This is a genomic window from Photobacterium sp. SKA34 (assembly GCF_000153325.1).
Classification (GTDB): domain Bacteria; phylum Pseudomonadota; class Gammaproteobacteria; order Enterobacterales; family Vibrionaceae; genus Photobacterium.
In genome coordinates this window covers 972,217-986,580 of record NZ_CH724141.1, presented here as the reverse complement: position 1 = coordinate 986,580, position 14,364 = coordinate 972,217, and the positions used below count along the sequence as shown (strand labels likewise).

The following is a 14,364-nucleotide window of genomic DNA, read 5'->3' as shown; positions in this document are numbered from 1 at the left end:
ATATCAAGATTGATTATATGGAAAATTAAAGTATAAAAATAAACACTTAATATTATAAAAGAGATATCAGATGAAAAATATAAAAAGATCAAAATTGTATTTGAAGGAATTTATTCCTTTTTTATTTTTAAGTTTCAGTACATTTGCGGAAGCTAGTGAAATATGCGAAATTAAAGATATAGAAGAAAAATTAGAACTTGTTGAAAGAATAAAATCATCAGACGAAAACTGTTATAAAAATTGGTTCGATCTCAATCCTTCAGATCATCATGAAATGCTAAATGAAGACGTGATTTTTGAACTTAGCATTGAACTTGAAAACTTAATTAAGATATACGATGGTAATTCAGAACAAGCTAAGAGATTAAGGAATATAAGTGAATTTATTAGGGCGGCATATTATATAAAAAGTAACAGTAATGAAGATGACTATAGTAATGATTTAAGTAATAAAATCGCATACTTAATTAATGATTATTTAGAAAACCCTGCCTACAAGACAGAAGGTTTAGAGCAAGAAAAAGCATTTTACAGCCTTACATTATTGGTTGACAATATAAGAAAGTTAGCAATTACATTTAATCATCAATTTGACATTCTTAAGCTATTTAATAATAATACCGATCATGGGTTATATTGGGCTTACGGTATCAACAACTTATTTCGAGCGATGGCAGGTCATGAGAGCAATGCTGAGTTTTATGATTTTATCGCTAACAATAATCAGCTAATTTATCAACTAGAAAACTTTATTTATGATAATGAATTGCTATTAGATAGTGATTATCACTTCATTATATATAATATGGTGAGAGAAATTTCAAGATTAATAAACATACCTGATAACGAAACAAAGAATAACGTCATAACAGTATTAGATAACTTAAGGAAAAAATACCCAATAGGAAGTAGGAATGAGAAAATCTCTCTTATTATACTTGAAACCACATCCTATTACGGGTCCTATATTACGTCAGAGGAGTTATCTAACTTAAAAGAAAATCTAGCAACGCGTGTGCTTCCTAATTCATATGAATGTATTGATAATATAATTATTCGTTCTCAAGAGTTAAATGATTCACAATTAAATGATATTTGCTTAAAACTTAAAAATGTTAAAGAAAAATTTCATCACACTATGCATAATCATAATAATGTAGTTGCAGATGATTATAATGAAAAACTAAATGTTATTATCTTTTCAGATAGATATGATTACCAAAGATATTCATCTTTTCTTTTTGGAAATAGAACCGATAACGGAGGGATATATCTGGAAGGAAACCCTGATAGTTTAGATAATAAAGCTATGTTGATAGTTTATAATGATAACGAAAATGGAGTTATATTAAATTTAGAACATGAATATACTCATTATTTAGATGGTAGATACAATTTAAAAGGTTCTTTTATTGAAAACTTGTCACATGGTTATATCGTTTGGTGGCTTGAAGGCTTTGCTGAATACTTACACTATGGAAATAACTACCTTCAAGCCATAGAATTGACATCAATAGAAAATCTTCCCCTATCTCATATTTTTTCAACATCATATAACGATGATAAAAATAGAATATATCGTTGGGGTTACTTAGCTGTAAGATTCATGATGGAAAAACATCAAGAAGATATTGATAACCTGTTGTTCTTTTCAAGAGAGGGTAACTTTGAATCGTGGTCTAAATACATTATTGACATAGGCAGTGCTTACGACGCGGAGTTTAAAGCTTGGATAGATGAAGGTATAAATAGCAACCAAGACAACCAAGACAACCAAGACAACCAAGACAACCAAGACAACCAAGACAACCAAGACAACCAAGACAATATATATAGCGATTTTAAAAAAATTGAAATAGGTGAAACGTTATTTTTATCGTCGAAAAAATATTCAGAGAATCTTTTTTATATCGATGTTCCAGAAAATTCTAACGTATTAAAAATTACTATGGATGGAGATGGTGACGCTGATTTATATATTAGTATTAATAAACCGGCACATTATTATGATTATGAATTCAGTAACTTTAAGGAAGGTAGTCGTGAAAGTATTCAATTTAATAGAGATGGCGATAACCTTATAGTACCCGGTCGATACTTTATCAGTGTTGCCGCTAGGAAGGATTATTCTAACGTTGAATTATTCGTCACTTTAGAATAATTTAGTAAAATTAAAGCCATATTTTTATATGGCTTTTTCTTATCTTAAAAATCATGATTTTATAAGGTTATATTATTGAAAAAACTTTTCCACCCATATTAATATGAGTTATTTAAATTTCATTTATAACTATTAATATATAATAATCTGAAATTTAACTTTATAAAATATAACACAATCCAAAGGTAAGAAAGTGCTCATACGTGAGTTGGTAGTGGTGTCACTGTCATCCTTTCGTTAAGCATTGAAGACCAATACGACCAAAAGCGCACCTTATTAACAATCTACTCTTTATGAGTAAGCAACGATACATCATGACGAACGTTACTTTTGCGAGGTTATTTCTTTAATATATAGCTTCTAACACTAAGACTTTTATAATTGTTAGCATAATATGTAATTTAAATACAGTATAGTTAGTTTTTTAATTTTTATTTCTCATCTTCTAATCATTAAAGAAAAAATAGAAATCCTTATTGTAAAATATCGATTATAATTCGCATTCACACGTCATGAACGTGCAACAAGCTCCTAAGTAAAATGATTATTTTAAAGAGTATGTATAATGAATTCGAAATTACTAACTGTTTCGTTGTTTATATCTGTTTGTTTGATCTGGGGGACTACTTGGTTCGCCATGGAAGAAGCATTGCATTCAATCCCTCCGATTATTGCCACAGGACTAAGGTTTTTCATATCAGGTCAAGTACTTATCATTTTGGCAATATTATTTAATCAACCTTTATTTTTCCAAAAGGGAAACGTAAATGGTTTCTTATTGTTGCTGTAATGTATTTCGCTCTTCCGTTTTCTTTAATGATTTATGGTGAGCAATACATATCATCCGGTTTAGCTTCTCTAATTTTCGCAAATATGCCAATAGCGGTGATGTTGATATCATGTTTATTTCTAGCCCTACGATTGGAAAAACATCAAATATTCGGTTTAATAACAGCCGTTATAAGTCTTTGTTTGATTCTTAGTAACGAAATGAATATCGATGGCAAAGACTGCTTAATAGGAATAACTTGCTTAGGTTTTGCAGTCGCTATACATGCAATTATTTACGTATTAGTTCAAAAGTATTGTGACGGTATTCCAGTACTAACTTATAATGCAATGCCAAGTTTCGCTGCAGCGTTTCTCTTATTTTTAGTATCGATAATGTTTGAGCGGATCCATATTAATTCATTTACTTGGGAGTCTATGTCTGCAGTCGCTTATCTTGGGGTTGTTGCGAGTGTAGGTGGCATTGTTGCATATTTTAGACTTGGACAGGTCTCAACTCCCTTTCAAGCTTCTATTTGTTTTTTGATCTTCCCATTAATTGCTATTCTTATTTCTTGCTATGTAAGCGGAGAAGTGTTCTCAAAGCAGTCACTGTTGATAATGATCCCTCTGTTTTTAGGGATTTTGCTTACCAAAATGCCTAAGAGATTTTTCCGAACACGGGCTTAGAGTTCTACACTTTATAGTAGAAAAATTAATCTTCAACTTAGTGGCCGTCTTTCTTGACGGTGATTCTTGTATTTCTCTCCATGCCATAAAGAACTCTTGTTTTGCTAATGTAAATTACCTGCGTTATCTACATATATTACATCATTCTTGGGAATATCTTTGTTGGAGTCGTTTAAGTTGAGTAATTCAATATTACCACAAATTCTTTGATCTTTATTTATCATCACGCAAGATGGGGACTGCCAATTATCTAGCCATAAGATACTCCAAACAAACATAGCCATAAGATACTCCAAACAAACATAGCCAAGAAAAGTGAGTTATAACCTACTATTTTCATTATGCTAATAAGTTTATGTGGACGGATTAATTTCTTATTATTGCTCGTCCCCTCACCCTCATCGTTGTCAGATAACAGTACATCATTAAAATCACTTTTATCAATAGGATGAGATTCTATCTCATATTTAAAAAAACTATTATCTGAAAATGTAAAGCCCTCTCCCTTAATCGTGATGAGAAGATTTTTATTTTTACGAAGAGCTTTACGTAAATTTGCTATTGAAACATTTAATGAGTTAGGTACTACAATTTTTCCAGGCCAACCAATTTCTAATAATATTTCTCGGCTGACGATATCACCGCTGTTATCAATTAAATACTGCAATATTTTAGATTCACTCGGGCTTAGCTTTGTTATTTTTTCTGGTGTTGAGTATTTATTCTTTTGAGGTTCAAACACATTTTCCTCAAATTTATAAAAGTACATAGTCCCTACCGTTTTATCACGCCTTCATCAGAATCTTTTAAACAACACATAGCTGAAATTTGATTGAATAAATCCATTAAAATCACAGTACAAGTGTACGAAAAAAGCACTTAGATAGATCAGTATCGCAGATAGCTACCTTAAATTTGTAATATTGATGAAAGACTATCGGTCTATCCCTATACGCAACATATTAAAAATCAATGCACCAGCAAGCATTAGAACACTCTAACGTAACCATGCTTATTCGTCTTAAACATCGCGCCATTCTGCATATCTCACGGAGCAGCCACCTTTTTGCATCCATCATCACAACAACACCCTAACTACACTGTCAATATGATAATCATATTTATAATACTCAATCCAAGAAGGTATTTATAAGTAGATACCTAAAAGCATTCTATTAATGTGTTATGGCGGTATGCTCATCAACATAAATGCATAAAATGACTAAAAAAGAGTTATCGTCTGTGAGCAACAAATGAATTTGATAGTAATACTCATCATGTTTTCACATAAAATATTGAGCCAACTTATATTTTATAAATTATCTCTCTTTTACTCAATCCCCCTCCTCCCAATAAGCACTAAGTTTTATATTGTCATGTATATAATTATTGGTGGTCAAGATAGTGAAAAAACTTCTGTCATTACAAGAATTAAAAAGGTGTACCTTTATTTTGCACCCGAACGCCAAGCCTGCCTTTGATTTTTTCTTTAATCACACGCATCTATTCTGCAGAAGTCGATTAAATGCTTCGACTTTACAGATGCTTAATCAAAACCAAACATTTTATGGAATAAGAACACAGGAAAATGAAATAGCACTATTTTCAGGATATGAATTTATCGGCTTTGATTTAGCCAATATCGAATTCACACAACATAACGTCATCATCTTTTCATCACTCACCGATGAAGAAATCATACAGCTAGCATGGATTGCTACTTTACACGTTGTATTGACTTCACCGCCAACTAAGCATTTAGAAGAGTTAAGACGGGTGATCAATAATTTAGTGCCAACTGACTACATCAACTTAGTCTTTAAAAAAATAAAAATATCGCAAAGGACTTGGAGCGAATTCAACGGTGTATCTAGAGACGGATTAGCCAAACAGAATCAAAGTACGAATAAACCAACAGAGCTTCAAATCTCTATTTTCGAGCGACTTGAAAATGAATATGCTGGATAAAGGTGAAATAGCATCGCGCTTCAAAGAAAGGAACAAAGCTCGCTTTTTTCAAGCGCTGTTTCCTTTTTCAGATAAAGAAAATACAGCCATTGCACAAGAGGTGATCCGGCTTTGTGCATTACTATCCGATAAACATCGCGACTATTTTGAGGAGTACTATTTATTAATTGAGGAGGCACAAAAACACCAAGAGGTGACTTCAATTGATACGATTTCCGTACTGGAAATGATTACGAAGAATAAACAGCTTGGTACTCACTTTATTCCCGCTTTTATTTGCTCAACATTATTACGTACTTCTTACAACGAAGATAAATTCGACCAGTATAAAGCGTTGGCTTTACTCACTATTGCTCGTTTATCTTACATCGGTGAACATGACTCAAAAATAAAGACACTGAGTGATGAAATTAGACTCTTTTCTTCAGGAAAGCGGGAAGACTTATCAGGCTATCTACCTGAAATAATCGGCGTTAACTTTAAAGACCTGCTTAATGGATTTGAGGTTCTCGTCGATAAAAGCTCCCAATCCCCTCCCCCAAAGACAGTGCTGAACCAGCTAGAGTATTATAATCGCCCCTTCAAGGCTGCTGATAAATTTAGTGAAGGCTATCAACGCAATGTAAATACACAACGCTTTAGAAAAAACGGGGCATTAACGGTAAAGCCACGCGTCTATCTAAACGACGAAGGTGATGCCGTAGTCGAAATATCTCAACTTCATTTTGAACACAAACATGTAGAGAGCTGGCAAGGCGAGGATTTTGCTGATAACGACCCTCGAAGCCTTAATGTCATTACCAGTAGTGATAATTGCTCTAAAAGTGAAGCTCTCGGTGCGATTCAAGCAAAGGCGATATTTGAAAATCTTAAGAAAAAAGCCATGCACTTGCCCTGTGACATCTACAGCATGTCTCACCATGAACTCTATACTTTAGTAAAATCGTGTGAAGACAGTCTTTTCGCTCGGCAAGATGAAGATATCGCTCAGTTATTGCTCCTTATGCTAATAACAGGCAATACTAAAGAGCAACTAAAACACACTAAAAACAAGCGTTGTTCTAATCAGCAGCGCCAGATTAAATGGGTCGTAAGGACTCACCGATTACCGAGTCAAACTATCCGCGAGGAGTTAAGATTTCTGACTCAAAACATCAGCACGACAATTTTATTACCACTACCTGATTTTATTACTGCCAGACTCAATAGTTTAAAGTTCTCAAAATTACAGGCTTCAGATTTAAAAGCCTATTTACAGTCAATCAATAAACGTAAAGGGCTACACCTTACGCTGACAAAAGTGAGTAATTACCTTAGCGATTACTGCGCACATGGAAATATTGACCCAGTCATCCCACATATTATTAGTGGTGTTGATAATAAAGTCTTACCCGCGGTGTTTTACACTCAAATCCCATCATCCACTCTGTTCAGTCACTTCCAAGACTATCTGAGTCACTTATCCGCATATTCAAAAGAAGGGTTATGGGACACTGGCGATGAAAGCCAAGTCGTTGATGATGAATATATTGGTTCTCCCCTGCACATTGAGAATAAGAAATTAAGGTATTTATTTACGCGTTTAAAAGAGCAAATACATGAAAATAAACGTCGCAACGATGTCTATTTTTCAGACAACGGCCATAACGATATTACGTTAATGACCCAGTTTGTACTTATGCTCGCATCAGGGTATCGCCCAGTAACAGGCTGGTTTGGTAAATGTGAAGACTTTCACCTCCCCACAGGCACATATTGGATTAACGACAAAAATACATCGATGGGTGATAGCAGTCGCTGTATCCTCCTTGCCGATATTGCGATTCTCTACCTAAAGCACTACATCGACTATCTCCATCAAGCCGTTATTTATCATGGGAACCGTGCACCATCACTGAAACAACGGTATGAAAAAAGCTTAACAAGCGAAGAGCACTTTTTCTTTTATAGACAAGATAGCTCTTTTGATGACGTAACCCCTTCGAACTTCGCCCAGTTTGCCGATAAGTTATTTCCATTGCAGCCTAATTGGGCCAGACACCACATACGCTCTTTACTCTGTCATCACGGCGTCGCACCTGAGTTAATCTCAGCATGGATGGGACATCAGGACATGGGTAAACAAGTATTTCATTCTTTTAGCCTGCTGAGTCAGAGCCAACTTAAACAAGTCAGTCATATTATCAATCAGCTCTTCATTGAACTTGGTTTGGGGAGCGATATATGACGAAGGTGGGTGTTAATGCCAGAGAAGAGGCTTTGAGTAAAAAAAGGAACGCTGAGATTGCTCGATTAGAGCAACATGCAAAGGCATTAATCACCAAAGCCTTTCCTTTTCCTCATCTACCTCCATCTCAACAATACTTTGAAAAGCAGTGGCAGTGCTTTATGGACGACTGCGATAACACGCTCGGTGCGAAGAGAGACTATCGCATCGTGTTTAATGCTGCAGTGAAGATAATACGCCAATACCAACGTGATTTTGGCTGGCCTTTCTCTCCGCCGTCATATTTAGTCTCACACAAAGAGCCTAAACAACTTCGAACAAAAGAATGGTTAAATCGAGCTTGGGCTGTTAATGATTTCTACCACGCATGGTTTGACTCTCTACTTGCCATATCAAAACCTGATGCAAGGGAAGCATACCGTAATGTGTTGCTCTCCTTGCTTTTTCACACTGGGCAATGCCAAAGTGCTGTTATCCTGGCTTTTCATCAAGGGCTCTCAAACGACAATCTAGAACTTAAGCACATCAACAATCATATTTATTGTCGCCTTGAACTGACGGGCCGCGGTTTAAATACTAACTGCTATGTGGAGGGTGAAAAGAAACACATCCATCTCGCCTACCTGCACCCTATTACTTTAGGTTTGCTTCGCCAATGGCAAGGAGTATGTAAAAAGACATGGTCTCCTCCTCATGACAAACAATTATGTGCTTTTTTAAGAAACGGAGCGCCGACAGACAAAGCGCTTCCCACATCCTTGCATCATTTCTGCCAAGCAGCCATTTATACAACGGAGCATCAAGAGTATGTAGGGCTCAGTCAAGCACTGGTCGAGTATCAAATAGGAAGGGTGAAATCTTACAGTTTGCCTGAAGACAACCTTGCAAGGCTTTCATTCCCTGCGGTTAATGGCCTATCGCATTTTAAGTTTTATACCGATGCCGCCAAAGCTACATACCGCAACCCCGCTAATCGCAACTATAGTGAGGTGTCCAACAAGGCATTTTTTACAACGCTCAAAGCGTGTTTCATCAAAGCAAAAGACAATAACAACAAACTCAGTCCGTCAGAGGTTAGCCGAAGGCTACACGCAATGGTCGATGACGGCCCTTATACAATAGGAGAAACGCTTTTACTTGATTGGTTTATTCATAAAGCGCAAACCTGCAACCCTTCATCGCTCATGCAATACCATTGCAGTTTATCAAGACGTTGGTTGTTCTTAACGGAAAGCTGTGATTTTGCCTACCTAGATTCAGAGCTATTAGAGCAAATGTATGAAGACAGCATGGCGAAAATAGATAAACCTAACTCGAAGCGGTACTTTGTAGCTAGACTGAAAGACCTCCATCAATTTGGTGCTCTTTCAGGCGTGTTACCAGAGGTATCATCAGAACTCTTTACCCAAGAGAAATCGACACAACATACGCGTGCAGCGTTTGTTGATGAGCCCTTATTTAGCGCTCTACTGGTGCACATTGAACACCTTAAAGACTTAAATGACGATGAGAAATTTTGCCTGAAAAGCCTGTGTATCATCAGTTATCGCTGCGGGCTTCGGTTAAGTGAATTACAAAAATTACAGCTCCGTAATGTTGAAATATCAGACATAGGCTGGATTGATATTCGTGATAATCGATACGGAAACAATAAGACAGCCAGTAGTCGTCGCAAAGTTCCACTGTTTCCTCTTCTGCTTGAGCATGAAAAAGTAATAGTACAGCAGCATCTTGTTCAGCGACGGTTACTCCATAACAAACAAAACAGCTTAGTGTTTAGCTTTGGTCACAATCCCTATCAATGTTTCGATACCAGCGAGGTTTCAAGGTTTGTGGGGCAAACATTAAAGGCACTCTCAGGCCTCAATCATTTTGTGTTCTATCATCTCAGACACAGTTGCTTAAGCCGGCTGCAATTGGTTTTTGAACTTGATGAAGAACTTGATACTCTGGGGAACCTTTGCCGATACTCCCACCAGCAAAGAGCAGACATCAAATCCACCTTACTGGGACAATCGCTTCAAAAAGGCTATTTTGCTATCGCGGCACTTGCCGGTCATGAATCACCGGAAATGACCTTTGCACACTATTTTCATTTTTCCGATGTCATTGCACACCTGAAAGTCACAAAAAGCGTCAATGCCCTTTTGCCGACACAAAAAGTCATAATTGGAATATCATCAAGACGCCTTCAGTCTTCTTTCAATGACGAGCATCTTGAGTACTTAATCAAAAAGCTGAAGATAACCCCGCTTAAATCCGACGCAATTAAATCAAAGCCTTTACCCACAGCGTTACCTGCAACGAAACCCACTATTAGCATCCTGCGATGCTATCGTGTTCTTGATGAATACCAAAAAGGGCTATCTATTCAAGAAATCACCAACAAATACTTTATCGAGCAAACCGTCGTTGATAAGTGGCTGGCAAATGCAAACTTCATAAAGTCATTCAAGACAAACACATCATCACCAACATCACGGCATTTTTCTAAGGCAAGAGCACAGTTGATATTACCAGCCCCATTACAATCCAATGCTGAAGCTCTATTGGTTGATAAGCTCATTTTAAAAATACGCGAGCATTACAAAATTGATAAAGATAATTTCCAAGCCATGCTTGGATACGCACTGAAAAGTACCAGCGTGAGTAAATCTGGTATTTACTTCAATGATCCGTTGAAATTAAACACCTTTATCCAAACTTTTTTATGTATCGTACCGAGATCATCATGGCGGGCAATTACCCACTATCACCAAAACAGTCGAGTCGCATCTGAATGGGAAGAAGCACTAAAAGGACTCAGAATAAAACGCGGTAAAAAACCGACAAGTAACAGAGTCACACAAGGGGCAGTCAGGCTGGAATATGTTAGTCCTCTTGAAAAAAACATCAAAACCCGAGGACGTTTTAAGAAATACTCAACCCATACATTAGTGTACTTATTTCACATGGTGGGGATCATGATGTTGAAAGCACCTAAAAGCGATGTGCTCAACGTATCGAATAAAGCGAATAAAATAAAGGATAAGCCGGCAGCACGCAGTGCCTTAATCGTACTGCCAAATATTGAGGCGTAGTTAGAGAGTAATTTAATGGTGTCATCCGAGTTATAAACTTATTCAATATCACTAAACAACGGTGATTCATTACCATTCAGACACGAGTAATCGGCTTTTAACCCCTCTTATTTGAAGACCCATAGCTTCAAAAACCGCTTCAAAGTCGCGACATTGAAAAGGTAAATTCGGTAATGACAAAGAAGCTTCAGTGAAAAATCGCTCTTTCTGTGAATCACCGCCCCAAGCCAATTCCCACCAATCTATAATACGTTCTCTAGAGTCATGTAACCTGCGTGCTGAAGGCAATCGATCACTTTTCGTTAAATTCTCTTTTGCTGAAGCAGGAAAAAGGTTCCATCTATCATTATTCGGCCAATAAGCAAATGGTAAACAATGATCAATATGGTATTCGTTACGAAGCGAACGACCACTCCATACGCTATTAATTCTCTCACCAGTACAAACTAACTCTTCAACCCTATTACGCACCTCTCAGGTATAATTAGCAGCATCTGTAGTGGTCAACTAAAATTGGCCACGGTTTTAGAGTTTTCCCAATATAATCGTTCTGATTCGTTGGGAGTTAGGCCGCCATTATATTGATGCGGCCTGAGTTGACAGTAATACCCGATAATGTAGCGGATGATCTCTTGTTGAGCTTCAGCAAAACTACGATAACCCACTGTTGGCACCCATTCGGTCTTTAAGCTTCTAAAGAAACGCTCCATTGGTGCATTATCCCAGCAATTTCCTCGGCGAGATAAACTCTGTTTTATCTTAAAACGCCACAGTAATTGACGGTACTTTCGACTTGTATAGTGGCTACCTTGATCGCTGTGGAACATGACGCCTTTCGGCTTACCACGCGACTCATAAGCCATTGAAAGAGCTTTGCCTGTCAGACTGGAATCAGGTGATAAAGACATCGACCAACCAATCACTTTGCGGGCAAAAAGATCAATAACAACCGCTAAATACATCCAGCGATTTCCTGTCCAAATATACGTAACATCACCAACCCAAACTTCATTTGGGGCGGTAACAGCAAACTGTCGGCCCAAGTGATTTGGAACCTCAACATGTTCTTGAGAAGCCTTTCTGTATCGATGCTTTGGCTGTTGGCAACTGACTAAACCAAGCTCTCTCATGAGTTTTGTTGCTCGGTATCGGCTCAGTTTTAAACCCTGATTTGTGACTATATCTGCAATAGTCCTCGCTCCCGCAGAGGCGTTGCTTGCTGCGTGGGCCTCACTAACTAAGCTGCGAAGTTTGACTGTTTCCGCCCTAATCGCTGTTGGACGCTTTAGCCAATAGTTATAACTACTTCGATGAACATTGAAGACTTCGCATAATGTTTTTACGCTATAGCTCTGCTTGAGTTTCTTGATCATCAAGAATTGTTCAGTGAGTCCGACATCAACAGAGCCGTGGCTTTTTTTAATATTTCATTATGCTCTTCAAGACGAGCTAACTTCTTTTTTAATTCCCGAATTTCTATTTGCTCAGGGGTCATAGGCGAAGCTTTTGGCGTTTTGCCTTGTCGTTCTTGTTTAAGCTGACGAACCCATTTATCCATCGTGGATTTACCCACATTCATGGCTTGGGCGGCTTCTGCCACTGAGTAATTTTGATCAATCACTAACTGTGAAGCCTCGAGCTTGAATTCTGCGCTGAATAGTCGTCTTGTACGATTTGTCATAGTGTCACCTGTTAACGTATGAAGTGATGATATCACCTCTAACTAAGTGACCAAATTCACTATGCCACTACAATCAATCCTAAGCAATCATAGTAGGTTTGTAAGGAGATTTGCCTTTAACGGTTTCGCTTAAAGCACTGCATTTCTCTCACCCACTGATTGACAACAAGTAGTTCAATCCATGAGTGATATAACCGAAAGCAATCCCATAATTTTTCATCTAATACAAATTGACCGTAACTTGAGAAAAAATCATTATTGAGGATAACGGTGTCTTTTTTTGTCTTCTAGAAGCTGGCGGCACAAGCTCAAACAAACAATTACGCTTTTCACCTTGATAAATAAATTCAACTGGGACCAGCTTTAATGGTTTGTAAAGTGTATGAAAAAAGCTTCTGTATCGCTCGTACATCATCATCTAAAAAGAGCGCCCCAATAGAGAAGTCATCTGCGCAGAGATCTTTAAGTAGGCCCCATCCATCAGATTTAACAAAGCCAAGACCTTTACTGGTATTGGCATTTTGCTGTAATCCACTTCCATCAATTTCAATATCTAATAACCTTTTAAATTGACGGACCCAATACAGAGCGACTAACCCTGCAGATACCGCCACTTTTCCTTCTCGGCGTTCAATAACAGCTCCTGGGTGAGCATCAGCAATTCGTAGAAGTGTGCGCAACAATGCCAGCTTATATGTGGCAGATTTAGAGTCATTCACCACAATACGACGCACAGTATTAAGATTACCAGCTCCATCATCAGGTAAAGTCATCACGACGGTTTGCCATTGAACATCGCCTCGATTGAGATTATCTTTACTTTCAGAAACCCGTAGAACCTTTAAACCATGGGCATTAGAAAAAATCTCTAGTTCATCGACTGAGACGGGATAACTCTGTCGACCATCAGAAAAAGAACCATGGCGTAGCGTAATAACTAACTTGCCATTTGGTGCTAGTAAATTAGTAAGTTTTCGAAAAGCCCGCTCACGCTGACCGCTTGGAAGGTGCATCCAAACCGCACTTAACAAAATAACGTTAAAGCGCATGCCTAGATTAATCGTATTTTTTAAAGCGGAAAGGTCATCATCAAGCCATATTACACACTCAGGAGTGACATTTTTTCCTATACCCCGAAGAGCATCATTCGGCTCGACAGCAATAACATCAGCACCTTGTTGATACATCCACTTCGCATCTCTGCCAGAGCCTGCCCCTACATCTAAAACACTATCACCTTTTGATGGCTAATATTCTTTCCAAGATTGATGGACACTCTCAAAATCAAGCGCGTTGTATTGCTTAGTCAAACGCTGAGCATTTAGACTATAAAAGCGTGATGTTGTATTCATAAATATGACTAACAAGTAAACTTTTTAATATACTGAATGTAAGCACATTTAAATTTCAATTTTATCCTGATAATGATCGAAAGTAATTTAAAAAGTGCACTAAAAAAATTCCCTTGGTCATTACGATAAGAGAGAATATTTAATTAATCAGTAGGTTAAACACCTCTCAGATTCGTTTTTTGGACAGTGATTTCTTTCAGGTAGTCATCAAAAGCCTGTTTGAATATTAGAAAAAGTATTGTGAGTGCAAACTTATTTAGTATTTAACAATCACTGTTTTTCATAAGTTATGTTAATAATTTCAATCCTTAAACCCTTACATTTTGAACTTATATAACAACAAAATTAACCGTAAGGATTTCTGTTCATCCCCGTGGATACGGGGAACACGGTGGAATGATTGCCAGTTAGTGTGCCATTGGCGGTTCATCCCCGTA

The 14,364-nt window shown here is 37.3% G+C and carries 7 protein-coding genes and 3 pseudogenes; 6 read left to right on the top strand and 4 right to left on the bottom strand.

What is annotated here, in order from left to right:
- Window positions 1-70: 70 nt before the first annotated feature.
- The 3 genes and pseudogenes from SKA34_RS05940 (at window position 71) to SKA34_RS23875 (ending at window position 3,619) form a co-directional block, all read left to right on the top strand.
- Window positions 71-2,161, top strand: a complete 2,091-nt coding sequence (locus SKA34_RS05940) for a M9 family metallopeptidase (RefSeq protein ID WP_006644590.1) — start codon at window positions 71-73, stop codon at window positions 2,159-2,161.
- A 565-nt stretch (window positions 2,162-2,726) separates the two neighbouring features.
- Window positions 2,727-3,082 (top strand): annotated as a pseudogene (locus SKA34_RS23880) (EamA family transporter); the annotation flags it as partial.
- A gap of 69 nt (window positions 3,083-3,151) precedes the next feature.
- On the top strand, window positions 3,152-3,619 hold the full coding sequence (locus tag SKA34_RS23875; RefSeq protein ID WP_369750672.1) for a DMT family transporter: 468 nt from the start codon (window positions 3,152-3,154) through the stop codon (window positions 3,617-3,619).
- Between the two features lie 250 nt (window positions 3,620-3,869).
- Here the strand turns inward: SKA34_RS23875 and SKA34_RS05930 are convergent, their stop codons facing one another.
- Window positions 3,870-4,388 carry a winged helix-turn-helix domain-containing protein gene (locus tag SKA34_RS05930; protein ID WP_006644587.1) on the bottom strand — a complete coding sequence of 173 codons (519 nt, stop codon included), beginning with the start codon at window positions 4,386-4,388 and terminating at the stop codon, window positions 3,870-3,872.
- 635 nt (window positions 4,389-5,023) lie between these two features.
- Between SKA34_RS05930 and SKA34_RS05925 the strand changes: the two genes are divergently transcribed.
- The 3 genes from SKA34_RS05925 to SKA34_RS05915 are packed head-to-tail and all read left to right on the top strand — an operon-like array spanning window position 5,024 to window position 10,894.
- Window positions 5,024-5,587, top strand: coding sequence for a hypothetical protein (locus tag SKA34_RS05925; protein ID WP_232284224.1), 564 nt, complete (start codon window positions 5,024-5,026; stop codon window positions 5,585-5,587).
- Window positions 5,571-7,814 carry a hypothetical protein gene (locus SKA34_RS05920; protein ID WP_006644585.1) on the top strand — a complete coding sequence of 748 codons (2,244 nt, stop codon included), beginning with the start codon at window positions 5,571-5,573 and terminating at the stop codon, window positions 7,812-7,814. The genes SKA34_RS05925 and SKA34_RS05920 overlap by 17 nt, the downstream gene beginning before the upstream one ends.
- On the top strand, window positions 7,811-10,894 hold the full coding sequence (locus tag SKA34_RS05915; protein ID WP_006644584.1) for a tyrosine-type recombinase/integrase: 3,084 nt from the start codon (window positions 7,811-7,813) through the stop codon (window positions 10,892-10,894). The genes SKA34_RS05920 and SKA34_RS05915 overlap by 4 nt, the downstream gene beginning before the upstream one ends.
- A 69-nt stretch (window positions 10,895-10,963) precedes the next feature.
- Here SKA34_RS05915 and SKA34_RS05910 read toward each other — a convergent pair.
- From SKA34_RS05910 to SKA34_RS05895, 3 genes and pseudogenes are all read right to left on the bottom strand, one after another.
- Window positions 10,964-11,368, bottom strand: a pseudogene (locus tag SKA34_RS05910) (HNH endonuclease domain-containing protein); the annotation flags it as partial.
- A 29-nt stretch (window positions 11,369-11,397) separates the two neighbouring features.
- Window positions 11,398-12,575, bottom strand: a protein-coding gene (locus SKA34_RS05905) for an IS3 family transposase (RefSeq protein ID WP_086004105.1) whose coding sequence is annotated in 2 segments (ribosomal slippage) — window positions 11,398-12,317 and window positions 12,317-12,575 — 1,179 coding nt in all. Because the reading frame shifts where the segments join, the coding sequence is not laid out codon by codon here.
- Between the two features lie 119 nt (window positions 12,576-12,694).
- Window positions 12,695-13,927: pseudogene (locus SKA34_RS05895) on the bottom strand (class I SAM-dependent methyltransferase); the annotation flags it as partial.
- Window positions 13,928-14,364: the final 437 nt, after the last annotated feature.